The sequence below is a fragment of the Saprospira grandis DSM 2844 genome (assembly GCF_000275825.1).
In the GTDB taxonomy this organism is placed as follows: domain Bacteria; phylum Bacteroidota; class Bacteroidia; order Chitinophagales; family Saprospiraceae; genus Saprospira; species Saprospira grandis_A.
Genome location: NZ_JH719942.1, coordinates 723,546 through 746,738 on the forward strand (window position 1 = coordinate 723,546; position 23,193 = coordinate 746,738).

At 48.9% G+C, this 23,193-nt stretch carries 15 protein-coding genes; 5 read left to right on the forward strand and 10 right to left on the reverse strand.

The genetic code is table 11. The features are described from left to right. Positions 1–93 precede the first annotated feature (93 nt). Positions 94–4,821 carry a T9SS type A sorting domain-containing protein gene (locus tag SAPGRDRAFT_RS03455; RefSeq protein WP_002657209.1) on the reverse strand — a complete coding sequence of 1,576 codons (4,728 nt, stop codon included), beginning with the start codon at positions 4,819–4,821 and terminating at the stop codon, positions 94–96. A gap of 433 nt (positions 4,822–5,254) precedes the next feature. Next, complete coding sequence (locus SAPGRDRAFT_RS03460; RefSeq protein ID WP_253271256.1) at positions 5,255–6,460, reverse strand: imelysin family protein; 1,206 nt, start codon at positions 6,458–6,460, stop codon at positions 5,255–5,257. Between the two features lie 178 nt (positions 6,461–6,638). Between SAPGRDRAFT_RS03460 and SAPGRDRAFT_RS03465 the strand changes: the two genes are divergently transcribed. Next, positions 6,639–6,917, forward strand: a complete 279-nt coding sequence (locus SAPGRDRAFT_RS03465) for a DUF202 domain-containing protein (protein WP_002657213.1) — start codon at positions 6,639–6,641, stop codon at positions 6,915–6,917. A 230-nt stretch (positions 6,918–7,147) separates the two neighbouring features. On the opposite strand, the gene SAPGRDRAFT_RS03470 is transcribed toward SAPGRDRAFT_RS03465, so the two are convergent. From SAPGRDRAFT_RS03470 to SAPGRDRAFT_RS03485, 4 genes are all read right to left on the reverse strand, one after another. After that, positions 7,148–7,408 carry a hypothetical protein gene (locus SAPGRDRAFT_RS03470; RefSeq protein ID WP_002657214.1) on the reverse strand — a complete coding sequence of 87 codons (261 nt, stop codon included), beginning with the start codon at positions 7,406–7,408 and terminating at the stop codon, positions 7,148–7,150. A gap of 22 nt (positions 7,409–7,430) precedes the next feature. Beyond that, positions 7,431–9,026, reverse strand: a complete 1,596-nt coding sequence (locus SAPGRDRAFT_RS03475) for a zinc-dependent metalloprotease (protein ID WP_037349793.1) — start codon at positions 9,024–9,026, stop codon at positions 7,431–7,433. A 208-nt stretch (positions 9,027–9,234) separates the two neighbouring features. Next, on the reverse strand, positions 9,235–9,549 hold the full coding sequence (locus tag SAPGRDRAFT_RS03480; RefSeq protein WP_002657217.1) for an MGMT family protein: 315 nt from the start codon (positions 9,547–9,549) through the stop codon (positions 9,235–9,237). 14 nt (positions 9,550–9,563) lie between these two features. Beyond that, positions 9,564–10,676, reverse strand: coding sequence for a leucine-rich repeat domain-containing protein (locus tag SAPGRDRAFT_RS03485; protein ID WP_002657219.1), 1,113 nt, complete (start codon positions 10,674–10,676; stop codon positions 9,564–9,566). A gap of 448 nt (positions 10,677–11,124) precedes the next feature. Here SAPGRDRAFT_RS03485 and SAPGRDRAFT_RS03490 point away from each other — a divergent pair, with 448 nt between their 5' ends. Further along, positions 11,125–13,350: a Na+/H+ antiporter NhaC family protein gene (locus tag SAPGRDRAFT_RS03490; protein ID WP_002657220.1), complete on the forward strand. Its 2,226-nt coding sequence runs from the start codon at positions 11,125–11,127 to the stop codon at positions 13,348–13,350. Positions 13,351–14,464: 1,114 nt separating this feature from the next. Here the strand turns inward: SAPGRDRAFT_RS03490 and SAPGRDRAFT_RS03495 are convergent. The 4 genes from SAPGRDRAFT_RS03495 to SAPGRDRAFT_RS03510 form a co-directional block, all read right to left on the reverse strand. Then, positions 14,465–16,531: a TonB-dependent receptor plug domain-containing protein gene (locus tag SAPGRDRAFT_RS03495; RefSeq protein ID WP_002657222.1), complete on the reverse strand. Its 2,067-nt coding sequence runs from the start codon at positions 16,529–16,531 to the stop codon at positions 14,465–14,467. A 184-nt stretch (positions 16,532–16,715) separates the two neighbouring features. Next, positions 16,716–17,792, reverse strand: a complete 1,077-nt coding sequence (locus SAPGRDRAFT_RS03500) for a hemin-degrading factor (protein WP_002657223.1) — start codon at positions 17,790–17,792, stop codon at positions 16,716–16,718. A 6-nt stretch (positions 17,793–17,798) separates the two neighbouring features. Next, the gene (locus SAPGRDRAFT_RS03505) at positions 17,799–18,602 is read right to left on the reverse strand and encodes an ATP-binding cassette domain-containing protein (protein WP_037349797.1); all 804 of its coding nucleotides are present in this window, start codon (positions 18,600–18,602) and stop codon (positions 17,799–17,801) included. Positions 18,603–18,775: 173 nt separating this feature from the next. Continuing rightward, on the reverse strand, positions 18,776–19,798 hold the full coding sequence (locus SAPGRDRAFT_RS03510) for a FecCD family ABC transporter permease (protein WP_002657227.1): 1,023 nt from the start codon (positions 19,796–19,798) through the stop codon (positions 18,776–18,778). 129 nt (positions 19,799–19,927) lie between these two features. Here SAPGRDRAFT_RS03510 and SAPGRDRAFT_RS03515 point away from each other — a divergent pair, with 129 nt between their 5' ends. From SAPGRDRAFT_RS03515 to SAPGRDRAFT_RS03525, 3 genes are all read left to right on the forward strand, one after another. Beyond that, a complete protein-coding gene (locus SAPGRDRAFT_RS03515; protein ID WP_253271257.1) occupies positions 19,928–20,872 on the forward strand; it encodes an SDR family oxidoreductase in 945 nt (314 codons plus the stop codon). Positions 20,873–20,913: 41 nt separating this feature from the next. Further along, the gene (locus SAPGRDRAFT_RS03520) at positions 20,914–22,152 is read left to right on the forward strand and encodes an SH3 domain-containing protein (RefSeq protein ID WP_002657231.1); all 1,239 of its coding nucleotides are present in this window, start codon (positions 20,914–20,916) and stop codon (positions 22,150–22,152) included. 184 nt (positions 22,153–22,336) lie between these two features. Beyond that, positions 22,337–22,990, forward strand: coding sequence for an HD domain-containing protein (locus SAPGRDRAFT_RS03525; RefSeq protein ID WP_002657232.1), 654 nt, complete (start codon positions 22,337–22,339; stop codon positions 22,988–22,990). Positions 22,991–23,193 lie beyond the last annotated feature (203 nt).

Below are 23,193 nucleotides of genomic sequence, written 5' to 3' on the forward strand. Positions count from 1 at the left end.
GCCGCCGGAGGCGGCGAAGGGCCGAGCAGACCTGCGAGCGGCGGAGCCTAGCGGCGGCCGCCCGCCCTTATTGGGGCGGCCGCGGGCCCCAAATTATCGGACCAGTACCATTTTGCGTTGTACTTGGAATCCTTGGCCTTGGATAGCGAAAATATAGACGCCAGCGGGCCAATCTCGGGCCCAGAGCTGTAGACTTTCTTGGCCGGGCTCCCAGCTTCCTTCTTCAAAGATGCGGCCTTGTAGGTCGGTGACTTGCCAGCTGTGAGCTTGTTGGGGGAGCTCTGCCAACTGCAAATTAAAGAACTCTGAGGAGGGGTTGGGATAGAGTTTTAGATTTTGGAAGGGAGCTGCGGCGGCCTGAGCGGCCTCAAAAGTAGAGGTACCCAGAGAGTCGAGATAAATGGTAATATCTCTGGAGCTAGTGGCTTGAAAAACCTCTTTAGAAGTGGCTGTTTCTTCTTGGATAAAGGCCACCACCGAGGCTTCATTAAAGTCAAAATCATTGGGATAATTCCAGGTATATCGAATATGTTCTTGGTCGCCAACAGCGAAGGCGCGGCTATATCGGCTACCATCGGCAGCGGGCAACATTTTGCGCATCACGCTATGGGTATATTCTCCGCTAAAATAAGTGAGTGAATCTTCTAGGATGGCGATATGCAGATCATAATCGCCCAGTGGAAGATCTTCTAGGGCGGTAAGTGTAACGGCTACTTCTAGGGTATTTCCGGCATAGCTTACAAAGGTATCGATACTAATATTGAACTTAGGCGAGCGGAGCATATCCTCTTCAAAATCGACCATTTGGAGATCTTGAGAATTGGAAGTAGCGCTAAATCTTTGGCCATCGATAAGGGCTTTACCGGCCTGTGAGATCCCATATTTGATAACTCTAGTGGAGGGGTCATCGACATTAAAGAGATTAAATCGGTCGTTGGCATTGGGGAAGCTCGTTTGGTATTGGAGCATCACGGCATCATAGATGACGGGGGTGCGATACATGAGGTTATAGACATGTTGGTTCACGTAGTCAAAGTTATTGAGGCCTGAATTGGAGAAATGTTCGAGCAGGACATTTCGGCTACGGTTACCGATCCAGATATTATCGAAGGCTACACCATCGAGGCCTTGCACTACGCCAATTGCGCCAAAGGCGATACGGAGGCGGAGGTTAGTATAGTGCATGAGGTCGTCTAATTTGTAGCGGGCATCCTGCCAGCCATCAGAGTCGCCTGACCAGCCTCTGGGGGCTAGACTTTGCACACCTGGTCGGCCAGCCACCACATTATAATTGTACCATTCGATTCCGCGGCCCTGTTCGCCAAGAGGCAGCCATTTATTGACATCTTGATCAAAGTATTCAATCACGGCCCCATCATTTCCGGGGTCTGTTTCATAGTAGAGGTCGAGGCTCATCATGGGGCGTTCGAGGGCTGTCATATCAATACAAGGGCTATAGACCCAGCCATCTTCTCCGCCTGAGGTATAGGCTCTATTGAGGCCAGTGATCCAGGTATTTCCGTGTCCAGAAGCAATCACATTGGCGTTAGAGGTTCCCCATTCCCAGAGGTTACTGCTCGTATTGGCCGATTCGGCCTCTTCGATCCATCCGCCAGCATCGGCTTCAAAATCTTGGAAATAGGGCAGAGAGTCGGTAGGTTGAATAGCGGGCAGCACCAAAATGCGCAATTCTGCAGAATCGGAGCAATAGCTATTATTTTCTACAAAAAGGGAGGCGGTATACACCCCTTCTTGGGGGTAAACATAATGGACTGTATCAATTGTATTATCCGATAGGTCAAATATTCCAGAGCGAATCGTTCCATCTCCAAAATCCCAGGTCACCTGAGAGATAGAGTCGTAGAGGGTGGTTGTTCCGGGGATGGTTCCTGTTAGTCCCAATTGTGCATTATCTGGAAAGAGCACGGCATCTTGTGTTCCGCAGCCATCGATAGAGCTAAAATTCACATTAGGCTGACTATGCACATAGAACTCGGCAGAGGCTGTATCTCGGCAAACTGCGGGAAAATTGGTAGAGTCTTCATAGATTGCTCGGATATTATGTGCACCGACACCGGCCACCTGAGGCAGCAAAAAGTCGGTATTATTGAGCACCCCTGGTCCATCATAATTCAGTACATTTCCGGCAGTTAAATAAGGGAAGAAAAAGAGCGTATCTTGGCCCAAGCAAACATGAGTTGTTGTGTCGCCGCCTCCATCTACGGTAGAAAAGCCAAAGACGGGATTGGGGTAAGTGGTGAGTACGGCCTCTGTTCTATTAACACAACCCAGTTCTTCCAACTCATAAACCACTGTATCCACTCTAGTGCTGCTGAGCAAAGTTGGATAATTGGGATTGGGATAATAGGTCGCATCATAAAGCGTATCTGTTGTATTATAGTAGTAAAAAACCCCACCAGCGGGTAGTCCATTTAGACTAACGGGCTGATCTGATTCACAGAAGAAATAATCGCTGACCGTCAGGCTAGGTTGCGGTAAGGGGTTAATGGTTATCGTTAAATAAGTAGTATCGCTACAGCCCGTATTGGGGTCGGTATAGCGGTACTCAAAGTCTACCATCCCTGCCGTATTAGGCGTGGGCGGGGCATAAATAATATTGGGCTGAAAGGCACTATCCTGAGGGTTTTGGATCGTTGGACCAAAAAAGACTCCCCCGGCAGGCGAACCAGTCAAAATGCCTAGGGTATCATTGGCGCAATAAGTATCTCCTAGCTGATCACTAGACAAAATGGGGTTGGGGCCAGGATCTACCGTAAAGGCCGAGTCAATAAAGCTTTTACAACCATACTGATTGACATAAGTATAGCGAATATTAAAGGTACCTGGAGTTGCCGCCTGCGGATTAAAGATCGGACCAAAGCCCTGGATCCCCTGCCCAGTAAAACTCCCCTCTCCAGGCTGCAAAGAATCAGGATGGTCATAAATAGTAGGCGCAGGAGCGGTCAAGAGCTGGTTAGATGGATCATTATAACAATAGGTGTTGTTGCCATTTCCCTGATTGGCCGAGTTCCGACCAATAAAGGCCAAGCTAATCGGGGCCACAACCGTAAACTCCGCCGTATCATAAGCAATACAGTTACCAATTCCCGATTCATAAATTAAACGGTAACGAATATCACTGACCTCTCCTTGGTGCAAACTTGCCGGACTAAAGTTGTTGCCCGCCTGACGAACGGTCCCCGTATTCGGGCCCGTTAAGGTAATCAAGTCATGGATCCCAACAGCTGGCGTCGAATTTAAACCCACAATAGCCACATCATTACAGTAGTTCGCCTGCAAAGTAGTGTCAATCACCGGCTCCTGCGGAGCAAATAACTCAATCGCCTCATAATAGACCAAGGTGGTGACGGTGTCTAGAGTTGGATAATTTGATACATCCTGTGTGCCATTGTTGTTATTGTAATTGCCATTACCACTACTACTATTATCATAGGCCCGAGTTTCCTCCTGATACTCAATTCTCACCCAAATGGTATCTGTTCCTAAAGGAGCAGCTGCAGGATCAATCTGATAACGCTCTTGGCCCAAGTTACTGTTGAGTATCGTTAGGCAAGAAGCAGGCTGCACATCTACATCCATTAGGTAGCCTCTTTTTATGGTCCCGCCTCTGCGGCCCGAATAAAGAGGATCCCAAGGAAAATTATCATTGTCACGCCCAAATGTAAAGGCCGTATCCAAACTACAATAAGAATAAGGCATTACCCGCCCAGGAACATCTCTAACCAAAACATTGGCGGTGGCCTGAGCCAAACAAGGCCCATTCTCTACCTCATAAGTCACCGGAAAAGTCCCAATACCAGACTGAGAAGCCAGAAAAACCTCCCCATCAATCACATAAGTCCCATAAATCGTATCAAGCAAGCTATTATTAACAATCAAGTTCTCAAAACTAGTCGGAGTAACCGCTTGCAACTGCAAAACAGCACTATCCTCCCGGTTGGTCACCGCCGCAAAAGTTGCCCCATCAATATTATTGTTATAAATGGTGGTAATTTGAGACCTGTTCTTAGACGGACAATTAGCTGCTGTCGTTTGCATTATCGGCTGATAATCATAACGAAGCGTATAGGTTGTAGACAAATCCTGAGCCGCCACAATAGAAGTCGCCCCATTCAAACCATTTGGCACAAAAGTATAGTCCAAAGAGGTATTCGGATTGTTATCCGTAATGATATAATTGTTCGGCGGATATCCCGTAAGCGCAACGGTGTTCGAAATACTAATCGAGCCCGACCCCAAAGAAGAAGAAGGCGCTGGCGTAACAAAAATTTCTACATCTCCCGTCGTACACATAGTGTCTGGAATAGGAGACATATTTACATCCGGATTGGTCGCCAACAACACAATGGTATCCAATGGAATCGGCGCCACCGTATAATTACTATCTACCGCATACAACACAATGGTCCCAGAAGTAATATCTGAAGGCGCCTGAAAAGTAATGGTTCCAGAATAATTGCCCACCGCCCCCTGACGAGTCGGCTGCCCAATAAGACTATCCGTAGTATACCCCCCAAAGGGCGGACTCAAATGCGTCGCAGTTTGCCAAGCCAGAACATGAGACCAATATACCGTATCTGTAGTGGGCAATGTTTTCACCAAGCGCTGCCGGCCCCCCTTTACCGATAAAAAAAAGAAGTCAGGATGCTCCGAATATCCACTGTAGTTAATTCTTACATCATGCGTCGGACAAGCTTCTTGTATAGCCGAACTAACAGCTAAGTTCGTTATCGTTGTCACTTTCTGCCCCCAAAGACCAAAACTCAAACTCAGCAATAAAAGGGTAAATATGTTCTTCATAGTGTTGCATTTTCTATTCTAATTCTCATCGCCCCTCAGCCAAGGGTGCCCGCTATCAAACGTTAAAACGATTTTAAGCTTTTCTTCGGCTACTCTCTCCCCTCTTTTTTATTTTTTTTTGGGGCTGCCCCGCCCTGCGGGCGGGTCGGGCTCTGTCGCAGCTCGCTGTTCGCTCGGCCCTGCGGCAGCAAAGCTGCCTTGGTCTGCCGCTTCGCGGCACTGCTTTCCATCCCTCAGCCAGTCGCTTCGCTCCTCTATACGCAGACAAAATAAGCCGCTTTTCCAAACTGTCTAAAAATAGCGTTTTTCAATTGCTAAAAAAAGACTAAATACCCCTAAATCTTCTTTTACCCCTAATTGTCTACGTTTTGTCTAAAAAAAAAGAGCGGCCCAATTAGACCGCTCTTCTTCATATACTATTAGGAGCTCTCCCCTACTCTGGTAGCTCTGTGCTAATCGTAAAGCCTAAAGCCACCGCCGCATCAGCCAATAAATCACCCTGCTCCTGCAAGGCCGTAATAGCCTGAAAAACAGGACCATTATCACCTACATTTTCCTGCGTGACGTATTTGTCAAATGGACTGGGAATCGCATTGACTTTGTCCATAACTTCTTCCATAGCGGTCTCTAAATTAGCCGCTTTCTGCTCGTCCAAATTACGCAATAAAGCCAAAATAGAATGCTCTTGGTCCCCAATAATTTGACCGTTCACATCCTCATAAGTCCCAGTCAATACATTGTTGATCCCCAAAGCATTGGTCACAATGTCTCTATCCGTATTGTCTGAAAAACAAGAATGCTCATCCTCCTGCGGATTATCCGCCGGATTGGCCTCTAGAGCCACAAACATCCGCTCTCCAGCCAATTCTGACTTGGACAAGATAGCCGCCCCACTCAAAATTTTGGCCAAGGCTACATCATCTTGCATGGCCTCAAAAGTGACCCGATAACTCGCTCCAACAGCCCAAGCTGCCTTCAGCTCTGCCAATTGTTCTACCAACAACTCAGTAGTTGCCTGCAAATACTGAACACGACGCTGCGCAAAAATATCACCCGCAAAATCCGTATGGCTGCGGTCTCCGCCCTGCCCCGGATTTACATTGACGTCTATATCGTCTTGACCCCAAAGCAAAAATTCAATCGCATGATACCCAATGCTGATGTTCTTCTCGCCTCCCTGCTCATTCAAACTAGCCAATAGGGCCTTGCTCAAAATAGGATAACTGGCCGTATCATAGATAATGCCGCCATTTACAATATTTCCAGAAGCATCCTCTACATAATCAATGTAGTTTTCATCCAATGGCCAAGCATTCAAATCACCCTCTGGCCCATCAGCATCATCAATAGGACCATCATAAAAACGGAAGGCCTCCGTTTGGCCATAAGGCTCTCGAGCCGCTTTCCAAGCCGTTTTGGCCGCTTCTAAAGTAGTAGCAGAAGGTCCAGCTACCAAATTGTTAATGGCAGTCTGCAATTCCTGAGCCTTCAAATGACTGTCGCTATAAGAAGCATAAACAATCTCGCAGTAGTTGCTCACTACCTCATCTTTCAAACCATCATTGGGGTCTTCATCTTTCTTACAAGCCGTTAGGCTCAATGCGCCCAAGGCTAGCGCTAAGGTCCACTTTTTCATCATTATTAGTTTATTAAGATTTAATCTAATTAAGATTAAGCGCAAAGATAGTAGCATTAACCTAAGCAAAAAATATTTTGACCGTTATTTTAAAGTCTTCTTAAATTTAAGCCAACTGCCAACCTTATCACAGAAAATGATGGCTATTTTTTGTTCCTTAAGCCTAAAAGAAAAATAACTTATGTCTGATCCTACCAATAATAAACCCCAGCCTTTGGTCCGCGATTTACTCGCTCTAGACCGCACCCACCTCGCCAATGAGCGCACCGCACTTTCTTTTATGCGCACAGCGCTTTATATGGTGGTTACGGGCTTTGCCATTATCAATTTTTATCCCGATAAACTGAGCTCTCATTATACGGCCTATGCGCTTTTTGCCTTGGGTTTAGTCATTTTCTTCTTGGGTATTTTTCGATATTTCCAGATGAAAGCCAAAATTTTGGACCACTATAAGGAGTAGGGTCCTGTAGGCGGCGAAGCCGCCGCAAAGGCGCGCAGCGCCGCGGCTGAGGGATGGAAAGTGGGGCGGCGAAGCCGCAGACCAAGGCGGCTTGCCGCCTCAGGGCCGAGCAGACCTGCGAGCCACGACACAGCCCGACCCGACCGAAGGAAGGGGCAGCCCCAAAATAAAAACCGCTAACTTCTAGATCTAGAAATTAGCGGTTTGCTGTTTCTTATAGGGGGCTGCTCTTACTCCAAATAACGTTGATCATTGCCCGAGCGAGAGCGAATAGCCGCCCCTGCTGCGATGCCACCGCCCAATAACAAATAGCCCGCAAAACCACCGGTAGCAATGGCCGCCAATAGGCAAACGGCAAAACCAATCCCCTCTACTGCTAGGCCCAATTTGCCTCTAAACCGGTATTCTGCGGCCGCTTTGAGGGGAATGAGCGAAAAATAGCCGACCACTGCGGCCATGGTCCAGAAAATAATACTTCCAATCAAAAACATATCTCTTATTTTAAATGAGTTCTTACTTAATGATAAATAATTTGCCTTGAGTTTCGCCTGTTTTGCTCCGAAACTGCAAAAAATAACTGCCGCTGGCCCAATTTGTAGGCAATTGCAACTGATAGCGGCCCGCGCCAGCTTGCAACTGAGCGCTTTGTTCCCAGATCAACTGTCCTTGGGCATTAAAAATTCGCCATTGGCCCATTTTTTCTCCCCCTAGGGTCCATAAAATTTGCAAAGGCTGCCCCTGCGGCAAAGGATTGGGCCCCAGTTGAAAGTCTGATAAAACGGGCATATCCAAATCGCTTAGGGCCGTGGGCGAGTTGGTATTAAACTGTTGTGTGGGACCATATCCCGCACAAAAATAGTTGTAGGTTAAGGGCATTACTCGCCAGCTGTAAGGGAACATATTGGGACGAGGCGACAAAATGCGGTTGCTTTGAAAAAAGGTATCGGCCACAACCACTTCTTCAATAACTTGGCCCCCTCCTATGGGCTCTTTGTAGAGTTGAAAAAGGTAGTGCGTTGCACCAGCGGTGGCATTCCACTGAAAAAGCGGGTATTCGGCGGGAATAATGGCATTTTGGCTAGGGCTGAGCAAAGTACTCAAATTGCTAAAGCTATCTAGGCTGCTAGGCTGCCCGATCCAATGCCCTCTCTCCGTCAATAAAAAGGCATTCATGGCCTGAATTTGCTCCTGAGAAAAACCGACCTGGCAGCTACTCAGGGCGTAAGACATAATATACCAGCCATCACTTAGAAAAGCTACGCTATCGGGATCTAGCTGATAAATTGTGCTGGCGGCATTGGTCGAATTACAGCCCCAACGATAGGCCAGATAATCGGCTGGGGTATCACAAAAGCCATCGGCGGCAATACCACAGTTGGCATTGGGGCCAGTTCTGGGCACCTTTTCGACCAAAAGGGTGTCGATAATTAGGGTATCGGGATAGGGTTGGTCCTTAAAATCAGTGTAGTTAATAGTTACTTGCGTAGGAGCTGGCTGCGAAAAACTAGTCTGCGGGCTGCCATTCCAGCTTTGGCCCCCTTCCCAGCCAATAAAGGTATGCGGCAAGCCCAAAGCATGGCCCAACTCATGGGCAAAGGTGTGTCCCGTCAAGCAACTATTGCTCATGGCCACCCCGGCATAAGGGAGGTTGTAGCCGCAATTTCCGGCAGCTGCAGAAGCCACAAAATAGACATTCAGGCTGCTATCTCTATTATATTGCAGCATCTTTTGGCCGCCCTGCGAAACCGAATCATGCACATAAAAGTCGGTATCATAAATCTTGCTAATGGGGGGCTCTACATAAAACTGGATGCCCGTGGCTGCAAAATCGGTATTGAGCTGGCAGACCGACTGCAAAATCTGGTCGATGGGAATACTGCCCGTGCTATCATCCTTAAATACCTGATGAATTGTTAGCCCAATATATTGGGTACTATTGGATTTGGCCGCCAAGAGGGGAGCGTATTGGCTGGGATTGGCCTGATAATTCTTTAGCCAGGCCGACTTATGCGAGGGGCTGCCACAAGACAACCACTCAAAGGGTTCTTGGGCCAACAAATAGCTGCTCAGCAAAAGTAGGGGGAGGGATAATAAGGTTCTTAGCATCATCTTTTTTTTGAAAAGATAAGCTTCTTTTTGCTGAACTCATTGATATCTAAACAGTTTTCTGGGGCCTCCGCCTCGCTACGCTCCTCGGCGCTACGCTTTGGGGCTCGCTGTTCGCTCGGCCCTGCGGCGGCTTTGCCGCCTGGGTCTGGCCCAAGGGCCCCCCCGCCGCATCGCTAGGCCAGAGGCGGCAAAGCCGCCTCTTCTACCCCTAAAGCTCTTCTAGCGGCTCCCAAATATATTTTTCAAAATTTTGGATTTGGTCCTCTATTATTTCTAGCCCTTCTGCCTCTAAAAGGGCCTGCATCGTTTGGCCGCCAAAATGCAGCTTGCCCGTCAATCGGCCCAAGCGGTTCACCACTCTATGGGCGGGCACATCTGCTGGGCATTTATTTAGGGCATAGCCCACCTGCCGAGCCGCCCCAGTTTTTTCTAAGGCGGCGGCAATTCGGCCATAAGTACAAAGCTTTCCTTTGGGAATTTGGCGAACCAGCTCATAGATCGCCTCATAAAAATCACTAGCCATCTTTTGGGCCCAAGTTAAGCGTTATTGTTGAGCCAAACAATCAGTTCTGGATCAATATCTTTTTGCCGCAAGGGATTTTCCTGGTAGTTCAAACTGCGCAACTCTTGCAAATCCATAATGCTTATGGGCAGGGCCGATAACTGATTATTTTCTACACGCACGGTTTTTAATTGCTGAAGCAAGCCAATTGTAGCTGGCAATTTGGCCAAATTATTTCCCCGAATCGATAACTCACTCAACTGCCCCCAATTTTTTATTGTCGGAAGCTTTTCCAATTCATTATCATCCAACTGAAGTAGTTGCAGCAAAGGCAGACGCGCCAAAGTAAAAGGCAGGCGCTTTAAGCGGTTCTGACTCAAATCTAAATGCCGTAATCTTTGTAAAGAAGCAATTCTAGAAGGTAGCCGCTCCAATTTATTATTTCGCAAACTCAACTCCTGCAACTGACAACAATGCCCAATACTTTTAGGCAACTGCTCTAATTGGCTATGCTCAACGACTAGCTTGCGCAAACTAGACAACTGACCAATCTCTTCGGGCAAATACATAAGCGGCGAAGCCACAATCTGCAATTCTTCCAACTGCCGCAACTGCCCAATACTTTTAGGCAAATACAAAAGCTCTAACTGCCCCAAATGCAAACAACGAAGGCTCTTCAACTGTCCAATCTCCTCAGGCAACTCTTCCAGCAAACTCATCTGTATGCTCAACTCTTCCAGTTGATGCAATTGCCCAATACTAAGCGGCAAACGCTTGGCTCGGCTATGAAATATACTCAGCTTTTTAAGCTGCCGCAAACGACCCAATACTTCCGGTATCTGATATAAAGACCGCTGCCGAATAAATAAATGCTCTAAGGAAAATAATTGCTGTATCTCTTTGCCCCCCATTTGCTTGATCCGCTGCCCACAACTAGCTACATATAGCTCTTTTAAGCCTTCTAGCTCTTGAAACATCGGAATCTCCAAACTCTTAATCCAGCTCAAGGCCAACTCTATATTCGCCCGATCCGCAGACTGAAATAACTGCCAAATCTGCTCCTTAAATGGATGCTCCTGCTGCTTTTGCTCTTCTTGGACCAGCATGTACCGGCTGTAGTAATATTTTTCTGTTGCTGCTCTTGCCATAGCCATACAATTTTTATAAAATGAGGGGAAATCAATGCCTATACATAAAATTAACCGCCCACAAGAGCTTTAAAGGTGTAATGCATCACATAATCAATAATAAACAAATTAAATTTCAACAAACTTAAGATGCATAGAATATGAAAATGTCACAAAAAGTCTTTTATTTTTAAAAACTTAAGACAGCTATCTTTTTGATCGCCCAAGTTGTTACGACAAAAGATACTATAAGGTTTTTACCCCCCTTTATTTACACTGTTTTTTGGCCACAGCCTCAGCTAAGTCAGATTCCCGCCCATTTCCCAGAAGTTTGTTGGGCAATTCTCTTTAATTTTTTTTAAAATACATTATTTTAAGCGCCCAATAAAGCGATTTTGCAATCAATCATTTGGGCAATAAACAGGCAGGCCACCCCTAGCCTTTTTTTATGCCCAATAATAGCCCGTTAATGAAAACTTTTTTTTGGACCCTAATCACGCTATTCTTGGCCGCTAACTTGCTCGCCCAAAACCCTCCAAGCAATCAAGCAGATAGTCTCCGCCAAGATTCTATCGCCCAGGCCCATATCCAACTACTAGCCGATAGCCTCGCCCAAATTAACGTCAAAAGAGATACACTCCCACAATACGATACCCTTGGCATCGCTAGCTTCCAATATGAATGTATCCAAGAAAATAAAGAGAGCTTCCTCCGCTTTTCTGTGGTCAACAAAAAACCCTTTTTAGGCAAAATCTCTATCAATGGAGAAGAACAACTCCTCCTCTTTAAAGAGGGACAAAGCCAAAAACAAATTAACCCCCAACTCCAAGGAGAACTTTATCAGCTCTCTAGCCAATCGGGGCGACAAAAAACGCACAAGCTGGTCCACCTACGCAAACGTACCGACGGAAGCATCCGCGTTAAACCTATCCCCCTTTGGTGGTCTATTCTCCCCCCACTGGTCGCTATCCTGATCGCCCTGATGTTTAAACAAGTAGTCTTGGCCCTTTTCTTAGGCATCTTTTCCGGCGCCTGGATTGTCAGCGGAATGCCCCTAGAGCCCTACCTGATCGTTAAAAGCTTCTTCAGCGTTCTCGATACTTATATCATTAAGGCCATGTCCGATAGTGGCCACCTCTCCGTCGTCCTCTTTTCCATGATGATCGGCGGAGTGGTCGCCCTGATTTCCCGAAATGGCGGTATGGCCGGCATTGTCAAACAATTGGCCCCCCTAGCCCGTGGACCAAAAAGTACCCAACTGGTCGCCTGGTTCCTCGGTATCGCTATCTTCTTCGACGATTATGCCAATAGCCTGATTGTCGGCAATACAATCCGCCCCCTTAGCGATAAGTACAAAATTTCTAGAGAAAAACTCGCCTATATTGTAGATAGTACAGCCGCCCCTATCGCCGCTATTGCCTTTATTACCACCTGGATCGGCGCCGAACTCGGCTATATCGAAGATGCCCTCCCCAGCCTAGAAGGTATCGGCCAACCGCCCTCGGCTTACTCCGTTTTTCTCTCTTCTCTCCAATATTCTTACTACTCTTTCTTTACCCTCCTCTTTATCCCTATGATCGTGATCTTTGGCCGCGATTTTGGCCCTATGCTTAAGGCCGAACGCCGCGCCCGCCACCAAGGTCAAGTTTTTGCCGTCTCTGGCAATGATGGCGATAGTAGCGAACTAGAAGAATTGGACCCCAAGCCAGGCGCGCCCCTCCGCTGGATTAACGGACTGCTTCCCATTCTCGTCGTAGTACTCGGTACCCTACTCGGCCTGATCGATACGGGCATGAATAGTTGCTACCAAAACCTAATCGATAAAGGCCTGGCCCTAGAAAGTAATAGCTGGGAACTGGTCTGGCAAGAACTCGGCTACCTAGAAGCCGACCTCAGCCAAGGCCTCGCCGCCGCAAAAACAGAAGCCCTGGCCATTTCCGATTTGCGCAAGTTGGGCATCCTCATCGGTAGCTCCGACTCTTATTCTGCCCTCCTCTGGGCCTCTCTCTCGGCCATTATTGTCGCCATTTTCCTCTCCATGATTCAAGGAATCCTCAAGTTAGGAGAAGGCCTCGAACTGATGGTCTCTGGCTTCAAAACTATGGTGCCCGCTCTCCTGATTCTGGTCTTCGCCTGGTCACTCGCCCTCACTACAGAGGAATTGGGCACCGCCGAATTCCTGACCTCTAGCCTAGAAGGGAACCTCAGCCCCTACTTCCTGCCCGTGGTCATTTTTATCCTCTCCGCTCTGATTGCCTTTTCTACAGGCTCTAGCTGGAGCACCATGGCCATCCTCTACCCCATCGCCATTCCCATGACTTGGGAACTCTGCCGTGCCAATGGCCTCCCCATGGAAACGACCTGGGCCCTGCTCTATAATAATATCGCTATCGTCCTCTCCGCCTCGGTCCTCGGCGATCACTGTTCCCCCATTTCCGATACAACTATTCTTAGCTCACTAGCCTCCAATTGCCGCCATATCGACCATGTGCGCACCCAACTCCCCTATGCCCTAACGGTTGGTGCCGTGAGTTTGGCCTGCGGCTATGCAAGCACAGCTTTCGCTATTCCCTTTACGATTTGTTTCCCCGCAGGCTTAGTGGTCTTGCTTTTGGTCGTCATTTTCTTTGGCCGATCAGTCAAAAAGAATCCAGATGCAGAAGATAACCCTCCCCTAAATACAGAACAAGAATAATGATAACTGGCCCTTTTCACTTTTTGTGAGAAGGGCCTTTTTTGGGGCCTCCGCTGCGGCTTCGCCTTGCGGCGCTACGGGTACTCCCTTTGGTCGTTGAACTGGAGACTGTTTAATATTTTGTGTTTCCCCTTTTTGCTGCCTAGGGACAAGCCCCTAGGCGACTACTGGCCAAATCCTAACAAGCTAAAGGCCCAAATTTTATTCTAATACACAAAATCCTGAACAGTCCCCTACCCAGCTAGCAACCAGACCTAGCCAGCTAGCAAACAGACCTAGCCAGCTAGCAACCAGACCTACTCAGCTAGCAACCAGACCTAGCCAGCTAGCAGCCAGACCTAGCCAGCTAGCAACCAGACCTACTCAGCTAGCAACCAGACCTACTCAGCTAGCAACCAGACCTACCCAGCTAGCAGCCAGACCTACCCAGCTAGCAACCAGACCTAGCCAGCTAGCAACCAGACCTACCCAGCTAGCAACCAGACCTACCCAGCTAGCAACCAGACCTACTCAGCTAGCAGCCAGACCTAGCCAGCTAGCAACCAGACCTACCCAGCTAGCAGCCAGACCTAGCCAGCTAGCAACCAGACCTAACTTTTGCCCTTTTTCATTTTGTTGCCTTATTTTTACTTTTAACATCTCCCTAACAATTAGGGCTAAAGGCCGCAGCCAATATTTTTGGGGCCATCATCTTACTCGCCGCAGCGGCTTAAAAGTCCCTGCTTTTTTAGGCTAGACTAAATAGGTTTTGTTTTCAGGTCCTGCGGCTTTTAAGCTGCAACTACCTAAGCATCAAGAAAAACTAGCCGCCGAAGAAGACACTTAAGCTGGAAAAAGACAGATGAGCGGCCTAGCGATGTGCAGCAGTGGCGCGTAGCGCCAGACCAAGGAGCGAAGCGACGCAGGGCCGAGCGAATAGCGAGCTGCGAAACGTAGCGCCCGCCCTAGGCGGGAGGCCCCAAAACAACAGCAAGCAGCGACAACAAGCCCTTTAGGGCGCCGTTTGACGACTGAAAGGAGTAAGGTAACGCCCCGAAACATCCATCAATTAGCCCCCAAAAAAAAGCCCGCATTGCTGCAGGCTAAAACACAAAAACCAAATACTTCTTCGGCCCTATTTAGAGCGATAATTATAGCGCAATTGCAGAAAGAACTGCCGGCCCGGGCTAATCGCCATGCTGCCGCTGCCCCCCGAATGCGCAGAGCTGCCATCGCCGCTCGCTACGGTTTGTACATCCAGCAAATTGCGAACGCCCGCCCCTAGGGTCCAAACTTTCTTAAAGCGCTTTTGTATCGTTAGGTCCATTAAAGAATAGGCCCCTAAACTATACTCATAGACCTCATTTTCTTGTGTAATGGGGTTGTAGGTCTCGGCATAGCGCAATAATTTGTCATAATCTCGGCGAAAGATCGAGCAGCTCCAGCCCGTTTTGGCCCAATGATAAGAGAGCTGCTGGCTAAATTCTAGGGTATAGTTGTAGCGGGGCACCGCCTCCGAATCTTGGCTAAGGCTATTGTATCGGCCCGTATAAATGGCGCCCAACTGGATACGCCAACCGCCCTTTTGGTAAGACAGGCGATAATCGGCCCCCAAACTTTCGTAGCGCTCCAAGTTGAAATAGCTATACTGATTGCTCGCATTGGGCGCAGGTTGATAACTGCCCGAACTATCCACCACAAAATCTTGTAGTGTAATTTGGTCCTCAATATAATTGTAGAACAAATTGAGGCCCGTTTGCCAAGGTCCTTTGCGGTAATCTAAATTGAGGCGCAGATGCTGAGAACGCTCCGCCTTGAGGTCGGCATTGCCCTGAATAAAATGGTTGGCATCTACAAAATCCATATAGCGCTCTTTGAGCGAGGGCGCCCGAAAACCCGAAGCATAAGAGCCCCGAAGCGTCCAGTAAGGATGCCATTGCCAACGACCCTGCACACTATAGGTCAATGGGGCCTGATAATCGGTATGATAGCTCCCTCTAAGGCCCAATTGCAGGCGTAACTTGGCCGTGGGTTGATAACGGACCACCCCAAAAGCCGCATAATCGCCCTGCTCGCTATCCTCCTTGAGGCGTTGGCCCAAAGCGGCCTCCTGTCGAAAATCTAAGCCCGCTTGAAAATCCCAAACTTCTCGAAATTCAGTGGCCATCACCGCCCGAAAATGCCAGGCAGAAAAAGCTGAAGTATCAGAATCTAGACTATCATGCCGCAGCGCTTCGGGGTTTTCTCCCAAGGGCTGGCGGTAGGCATTTTTCTGCCGCTCATAAAGATTATTTGCCAAAAAAGCCTGCAAATGATAGCGCTCATCAAATCCCTTTTTCCAAGATAATTGTTGGTCCAAACTGCGAGTAGTAAAGCTATAATCATTGGCATAAGAAAGGCTGGGAAAATCAGGCAAACGAGTATCGCCCAACTGCTTAATTTCCTCTAGTAAGCCCCCAATACGATAGCGAAATTGCCCCAGTTTTTTGGCATCCCAACGCAAAAAAGCCTGTATATCATGCTGCGTTTTTGGATTAAAGGCCTGAGAACGCAGACTATCAAAACCATAACCCGCCCAATTTAAATATCGGTAGTTAATGCGGCCAGAAACAGCCTTATAACGGCCCCCAAAATAGGCAGATCCCTGATAGCGGCCCTTGCTTTCACCCAGCAAATGCCCGCCAGCCTGCCCACCTTCTTTGATAAAATCTTGGGTCACTAACTGAATCGTTCCACCCAGTGCATTACTGCCATAAAGGACAGACATCGGGCCCTCGACAATCTCCACCTGCTTAAGGTTTTCTAGGCCCATACGGCCCAAATCAAGCTGACCATCTTGTCTCCCCACCAAAGGGACACCATCCACTAAAACGTTAATATAACGGCCCGACAACCCCTGCATTTCTATCTGCGAGCCCAACACCCCATCCTGCTGAATCCGAATATTGAGTTGTTGTTGCAAAAGCTCGTCTAAAACCAGGGCGGCCCGCCTTCTAATTTCCTCTAAAGAGATGAGTTGCAGCGGCTCGATCGCCTTCGCTTGCCCAATAGGCAAAAACTCTCCACTCACAATCACTGCTTCTTCCTGCCGCTCCTCTAACAACAAGCTATCTGCAGTGGGTGGAGTTTGGGCGTTCAGCAGCTGCAAACCGCATCTCCAAAGCAAAAATGAGAAAATACTGCTAATCTTTAGGTAGTTCATATCTACTTTTTTCTTTTTTGGGGCTGCCCCGCCCTTGCGGGCGGGTCGCTCCCCTTTGGGCTCGCAGGTCTGCTCGGCCCTTCCTTTTTCGCTGCGCTCAAAAGTCGGTCTGGCCTTCGGCCACCCGCCGGGCAGCTCAGCCGCGGCCCCTTCGGGGCCTGTAGGACGCAGAAAATGAAGTTACTTAAACCGATTCGGGCTGGACCAAAACGGGCAAAGTTTCTAGCAAGGCACGCCAGTCTTCTCGTTCTGGAATACCGGGTTTGCGTGCGCCAAAGAAATAAGCAATCAGTTCTCCTTGCTCATCAAAAAGCTCTAGGCTAGAGACGATTCCATCGGCAGAGGGTTTGCGGACCCACCAAGCCTCGGCAACGCCAGCCAAATCTAAGTGCAGGTTAAAATCGGGATCCATGACATTGATCCAAGTCCCTCGCTCTACAATGCGTTTTACTGGACCTGTATGAATTTGGATACAGCCTTTATTGCCTACAAAGACCATAATGGGTTGGCCCGTCTCCGAGGCTTTTTCCAGCATTTGGGTAACGGCTGCTTTTTCCATTTGGCGGGCATGGCCTCCTGGGGCCAAACGCAGAGCATCTTGGCGGGCCAAGCCATGGCGCTTGAGCATCCCGAAGAAATCATGCGTATCTTGCAAATTCAACCAATCTTGCTGAAAGGCGGCCACATCTACCTCTTCTTTTGAAGCTTCGGGCCCTTCCCAGGCGGGATAAGGCAGCAGCGCTAAAGGCGATTGGTCCTCTGCTCGGAATTTATCCAACAGCTGCTGATAAGCCTCCATATTGCTCTCTTTGGTACAATAGACCTTATGCACGGCTTCCCCTCTATGATCAAAAAACTGTAAGCCATGCAACATCTCTTTTCCTTTGGGAATGCCTACGGCATAGACATAGGTCCAGCTAGACAAAAATAGGCGCAAATCGATATCGGGGTTTACCACCAGCCCCAGTTGCTGAGTTGGGCCCATAAAAGAGACATTTTCATAAATGCCTTTGCGCTCATGCACCACATAAGGGTTACGGCTAAGGGCCATCAGGCGGCCCAAAGGCGCTAGGCTAGCCAAAATCTCTTGGGGTTTATTCTCTAGGCGAATACAGCGGCCGCCCAGCTCCAATTCTAATAAAGACAGCTCGGCCACGCCCAATTTTTGGGCTGCTTGGCGGATGCGCAAATGAGGGGTTTCTGCTTGGAGGGCCGCATAAGCTTGGGCCAAATCCTGAGGCGTATTCAATTGATTCTCCATAATATGTTATATAGTTTGGCCCTTTAGCCAGCCGCTAAAGATGACCTGTGGACAATGATGTATAGGATGTTTTTCTATAAATGTTTCTACTTGATACATAGCTTTGAGGGCTTCTTGAGTGAGCACCTCTTCGGGCGGGCCGAGGGCCCATTGTTGGCCTGGGGCCAAGAGCAGTAGACGGTCGGCATATTGGGCGGCAATATTGATATCGTGCAAAATGGCCAGGGCTCCCAATTGCTGTTCTTTGCAAAGTTGGGCCACCAACTGCATCAATTGCTGTTGGTGGGCAATATCGAGGGCGGCTAGGGGCTCATCTAATAAAAGCAGGGCTTCTTTTTGCTCAATCGCCTCCTGCAGTTGCCAGAGGAGGCGGGCCAACTGCAGGCGCTGTCGCTCTCCGCCCGAAAGCTGTTGCCAAAGGCGGTCTTCATAGCCTTTTAGGCCCAATTGGGCCAGTAAATCTAGGGCTCGTTCATCAGAGAGGGCGGTCTTTTGTTGGGCATGGCCCAAGCTCATAAACTCTTGGACCTTTAAGGGAAAAGGCAGATGCAAACGCTGCGACATCACCGCCCTAAACTGGGCCATTTCAGATAGGCTGTATTGGGCCAAATCTTTCCCTTTGAGTTGGGCCTTGCCCTTAACTTTGAGAGCGGGCGTTTTTTGGCCCGCCAACCATTGCAAAAGAGAAGACTTTCCGACTCCGTTGGGGCCTAGAACCACCAAGAACTCTCCAGCAGAGAGCGAAAAGCGCAACTCTTCGAGCAAGGGCTTTTGGCCCCAAAACAAGGCCGCATCTACATCTAAAAGCATAATTACTTCGTTTATTTTGCGTCCTACAGGCCCCAAAGGGGCCGCAGGCCTAGCGATGTGTAGGGGTGGCCGAAGGCCAGACCCAGCCAGCTTGCTGGCGCAGGGCCGAGCGAGCAGCGAGCCCCGAAACGTAGCGCCTGCCGCAGGCAGGAGGCCCCAAAACATAAATAAGACTAGACCAACTGATGTCTTCCTCTGGCTTGCAGGACCAGATAGAAAAAAAGCGGAGCGCCCAAAAGGGTGGTCAGGACCCCAAGGGGCAGCTCTTGAGGGGCCAAAAGGCAGCGGGCGAAGGTATCGGCCAGCAAGAGCAGGCAGCCCCCCAGCATGGCCGAAGCCGGCAACAAAAAGCGTTGATTGCTACCTCGCCAAAGGCGGATAAGGTGTGGGGCCAAGAGGCCAATAAAGCCAATACTGCCCGAAAGCGCCACCGAAGCTCCCACCGCCAGACTGGCTGCAAACAAGACCTTCCATTTTATTTTCTGGCTATTCCAGCCCATATATTGCGCCTCGGTTTCGCCCAATAAAAGGGCGTTTAGGGCGGGGCCCATGGGCAGTAAAATGAGCAAGGCGGGGACTAAGCAAATCAATAAAATTAGCAAATTGGACCAGCTACTGCCGGCTAGGCTACCGAGGCTCCAAAAGGTAAAATCTCGGAGTTGGGCCTCATCGGAAAAATAAGTCAGTAGGCCCGTAAAGGCGCCACAAAGGGCGGTAATCGCCACTCCAGCCAGCAGCATACTGGCCGTATAAGTTCGGCCATTTAGCGTACTCATGCGGTAGACCCCCAAGCAGGCCAAAATGGCCCCCAAAAAAGCAAAAATCGGCAGGCCCCAAAGCGAATAACTGCCCAAAAGGGGGCCGATGAGGACCAAATAAATGGCGGCGGCCAGCATACTTCCGCCCTGCACCCCAATCAGGCTGGGTTCGGCCAAAGGGTTTTGGAAAAGTCCCTGCACCCCCGCCCCAGAAAGGCCCAGGGCCGCCCCCACAGCATAAGCCATAAGTAGGCGAGGCAGGCGAATTTGCCAAAAGAGAAAATAGCTAGCGCCCTCTTGGGTTTGGCCAGAAAGCAGGGCCCATAAATCGGCAGCAGAAAGCGGATAGGCCCCAAAAGTGGCTGAGCCTAAGAGCAGAAAGACCGAAAACAGTCCGCCTATCAACAGCCATTGTAGATCTTCCTTTGCCAGATTCATCACTATCTTTATTTAGATCAATTACTAATAGTGCAAGTATAGGCCCTATTTTTTAAAAGGCAAAACTTATTTAGACTTATTTTAAGTAAGCAGTCTTAAAAGATTTAGGCTAGTAAATATGAAGGCTGTTTGATATTCCTTAGATTAGCGATTCACCGAACGAATTGGATTGTGAAAAAAATTATTTTGACGGGAGCCTCGGGCTTTTTGGGTTGGCATTTGGCCCAGAGTTGGCAATTGGGTGGAGAGGCTGTAGGTTTATATTATCGGCAGCAATTTGAGGGGGCGCCTTGGTCTTGGGAGCGCATCAACTTATTGCGCGATCAGGAGCTGCGGGAACTACTAGACCGTTTGGCTCCTGATGCCATTATTCATGCGGCGGCCATTGCCAACAGCAGTTTTTGCGAGGAGCATCCGGCCCTCTCCTATCATGTAAATGTATATGCGAGTTTGACTCTAGCGGATTATGCCAAGGCTAGGGGAATTCCCTTTTTGTTTGTCTCTTCGGATATGGTATTCAATGGGCATTCGGCACCTTATGACGAAGATAGTTTTGCTTATCCGCTCTTGCAGTATGGCAGTCAGAAATTGGCGGTAGAAGAAGCTTTATTGGCCGATTACCCCAATGCTTATATTTGTCGCTTGCCCTTATTGCTGGGCATTGGGCCGGCTTACAGCAAGCATTTTTTTGGGCGTTGGTTGGCCCAATTGGCCGATGAAGAGGGCGAGCAACTAGCGGCTTTTAGCGATGAATACCGAACGCCATTATCGGCTTATGAGGCTGCTCGTTATTTGCAGCAACTTTTGGCTTTAATTTATTATAATACGGAAGAGAAATTGCCTAGAATTTGGCATTTTCCGGGGCCAGAGCGTTTATCTCGTTTAGCATTGGCCCAAAAAATGGCCCATTGTTTTGGCCTTGATGCGCATAAAATTTTGGCGGCTAGTTTGGCCGATATACAGCCTGCTCGCCCAGAGGACCTCAGCATGCAAAGTCTGTATGCTGCCAAATACCTCAACTACAGTCCCTTAAGTTTGGCCGCTCAGCTAGAGGAGATTGCCGCCAAAAGTTAAGGCCCAACTTATTTATTCTTTCTAAAGCTAGTTTATTCCCTATGCGACCCTTTCGACATCTTCTAATTGGTAGTTTTGTTTTTTTACTTTTGACTGCTTGTACCGAAGAGGCGCCCAAAGAGCAGCCTCGGGGGCCAGAGCATCGTTTGGCGGCCAAAAACAGCAAAACGAGCCTCTTGCCACAGTTTGTAGAAGTTAGTATTCCCAACCTTCGGCTGCGCTCTACCCCTGATTTGGAGGGGGCTGTTTTAGAGCGTTTGGCCTTAGAGAGTGTGGTAGAATACCTCAACGACAGCACCAACTTTACCACCCTAGTAGAAATGGGGGGCGAGGATCGCTATGAGCATTGGTACAAGGTGCGTAGTAGCAACGGCAATGAGGGTTGGGTGTATGGGGGATGCATCAAGTTTTTGACGGAGCGAGAGAACCTTCGTTTTCAGAGCATTAAGGAGAGTCAGGCGCCTATTCCCTTGAGCAAAAAAAAGGAAATTGACCCCATGGAGCAGGCGCAGATGAATCGTTTTGGGGAGCTGCTTAAAAAGATTTCGATACAAAAAAAATCGGCCTTTGAAGAGGCCATACAATACTATGAGGGGATGTTTCCCAACCGCAAAGCGGCGGCTTCAGATTGGGCTTTGGCCAAGCTAGTTGCGTTTCAGCAGCAGGTGCATAGCTATTGGGTAGACCGTTTGCCCAGCAGTAAATTTCAGGCCCATTTGGCCGAGCTCAAGCGCTATGGCTCTGTAGATATGCAGCAAAATGCCAGTTTGCGAGAGCTCGATCAGCTCTATTTGGCCTTTGCCTTGGGCCCCAAGGGCGAGCTATTGCTGGTCCCGAACATTGATAAATTTCAGCGGCGGGTGTATCGCATTGCCCCGGCCAATGGCCGTATTTTTCTAGACCTTTATGCCCAAGACATCGAGGAGCCGGTGCTTAAAGATGGGGAAATCATTCGGCCCATTACGGAGTTGGCGGCTCGTTTAATTAGCTGGGATAAGTTCTTATTGCGTTTGCCCGATTATGAGCTCAAGGACTGGATAGAGGAGCAAAAAAGCCTTTATTTGCGGGCCTTATTGCAGGGCACGGCCAATCGGCCAGCTTTTGCGGGCCAACCCAAGCGCTTAGAGGATGATTTTCAGTTGGCCTATAAAAACCTGCTCGAGCAAATGGGGGAAGCCAGTTTGATTCTAAAAATGCAGCCCTATGTCGAGGTATTGGCCCAAGAAAACTATATTTACAATGAGCGAGTAAGGGCGGCACAAGCCAAGGTATATGAATAATTTTTTGGGGCAGTCCCTCCCTTCGGTCGGGTCGGGCTGTCTCGCAGCTCGCTAATCGCTCGGCCCTGCGCGGGCTAAGCCCGCTGGGTCTGGCCCTTTGGGCCACTGCTGCCCATCCCTCAGCCGTTCTGGCCTTTGGCCAGGGGCGGCTAGGCCGCCCAAGCTGGCCGCAAAACCATACAGTATGATTATTAGTCCATATTTAGAAGAAGAACAAAAGGCCTACTTAGTAGAAAAATGGCAAGAGGCCGCTGGGGCTTATCCGATCAAGCCCAAGCAACAAGAAGAAATCTGGGATTTGCTCTATGCGGCCTATGCCGATTGGAATCGGCATTACCACAACCTTTCTCATTTGTATAATCTGCTACAGCTGGCGGATAAATGGGAGGCCCAGCTACAAGATAAAGCCTTGGTTCAGATGGCTATCTTTTTTCATGATGTAGAGTACAATCCCAAATCCAAAGACAATGAGCGGCTCTCGGCCCAATTTGCTCGGCAGCAGTTGCGGAGGTCCTTGGGGGCCAAAAAATGCAAACAGCTCGAACAATATATATTGAGTACAGTAAAGCATGCGCCTTTGCTCGATGAGCCCGACTGTCGTTTATTTCTAGATTTTGATTTGGCCATATTGGGCCAAAGTTGGTCTATTTATGAAGAATACGCCCGGGCTGTGCAGAAAGAATACGTCAATTGGTACAACTTCCTATTTTATAAGCAAGGGAGGCGAAAAGCCATGAAAAGCTTTCTGGATCGTCCTCAAATTTACTACTCGGCGGGCTTTAGGGAGCAATATGAGGAGCAGGCCAGAGAAAATATAGATCGAGAGATTAGCCAATAGCGCTTAAAAAGCCTATTTTTGGGCCTTTGCCTTTAGGCCAAGGCGCTGAGCGGCTTTAGCCGCCTTTCTTTTGGCTGAGGGATGGAAAAGGGGGCGGCGAAGCCGCAGACCGAGCTTTTGAGCCTAGCGAAAAAGCGAAGGGCCGAGCGAACAGCGAGCCCTGACACAGCCCGACCCGCCCGCAGGGCGGGGCAGCCCCAAAA

Coding starts and splice junctions, on each gene's coding strand:
- SAPGRDRAFT_RS03500 (WP_002657223.1), bottom strand. CDS start 17,792: ATGGAGAATCAATTGAATACGCCTCAGGATTTGGCCCAAGCTTATGCG.
- SAPGRDRAFT_RS03475 (WP_037349793.1), bottom strand. CDS start 9,026: ATGATGCTAAGAACCTTATTATCCCTCCCCCTACTTTTGCTGAGCAGC.
- SAPGRDRAFT_RS03505 (WP_037349797.1), bottom strand. CDS start 18,602: ATGCTTTTAGATGTAGATGCGGCCTTGTTTTGGGGCCAAAAGCCCTTG.
- SAPGRDRAFT_RS03465 (WP_002657213.1), top strand. CDS start 6,639: ATGTCTGATCCTACCAATAATAAACCCCAGCCTTTGGTCCGCGATTTA.
- SAPGRDRAFT_RS03455 (WP_002657209.1), bottom strand. CDS start 4,821: ATGAAGAACATATTTACCCTTTTATTGCTGAGTTTGAGTTTTGGTCTT.
- SAPGRDRAFT_RS03460 (WP_253271256.1), bottom strand. CDS start 6,460: ATGATGAAAAAGTGGACCTTAGCGCTAGCCTTGGGCGCATTGAGCCTA.
- SAPGRDRAFT_RS03480 (WP_002657217.1), bottom strand. CDS start 9,549: ATGGCTAGTGATTTTTATGAGGCGATCTATGAGCTGGTTCGCCAAATT.
- SAPGRDRAFT_RS03470 (WP_002657214.1), bottom strand. CDS start 7,408: ATGTTTTTGATTGGAAGTATTATTTTCTGGACCATGGCCGCAGTGGTC.
- SAPGRDRAFT_RS03490 (WP_002657220.1), top strand. CDS start 11,125: ATGAAAACTTTTTTTTGGACCCTAATCACGCTATTCTTGGCCGCTAAC.
- SAPGRDRAFT_RS03495 (WP_002657222.1), bottom strand. CDS start 16,531: ATGAACTACCTAAAGATTAGCAGTATTTTCTCATTTTTGCTTTGGAGA.
- SAPGRDRAFT_RS03520 (WP_002657231.1), top strand. CDS start 20,914: ATGCGACCCTTTCGACATCTTCTAATTGGTAGTTTTGTTTTTTTACTT.
- SAPGRDRAFT_RS03510 (WP_002657227.1), bottom strand. CDS start 19,798: ATGAATCTGGCAAAGGAAGATCTACAATGGCTGTTGATAGGCGGACTG.
- SAPGRDRAFT_RS03485 (WP_002657219.1), bottom strand. CDS start 10,676: ATGGCAAGAGCAGCAACAGAAAAATATTACTACAGCCGGTACATGCTG.
- SAPGRDRAFT_RS03525 (WP_002657232.1), top strand. CDS start 22,337: ATGATTATTAGTCCATATTTAGAAGAAGAACAAAAGGCCTACTTAGTA.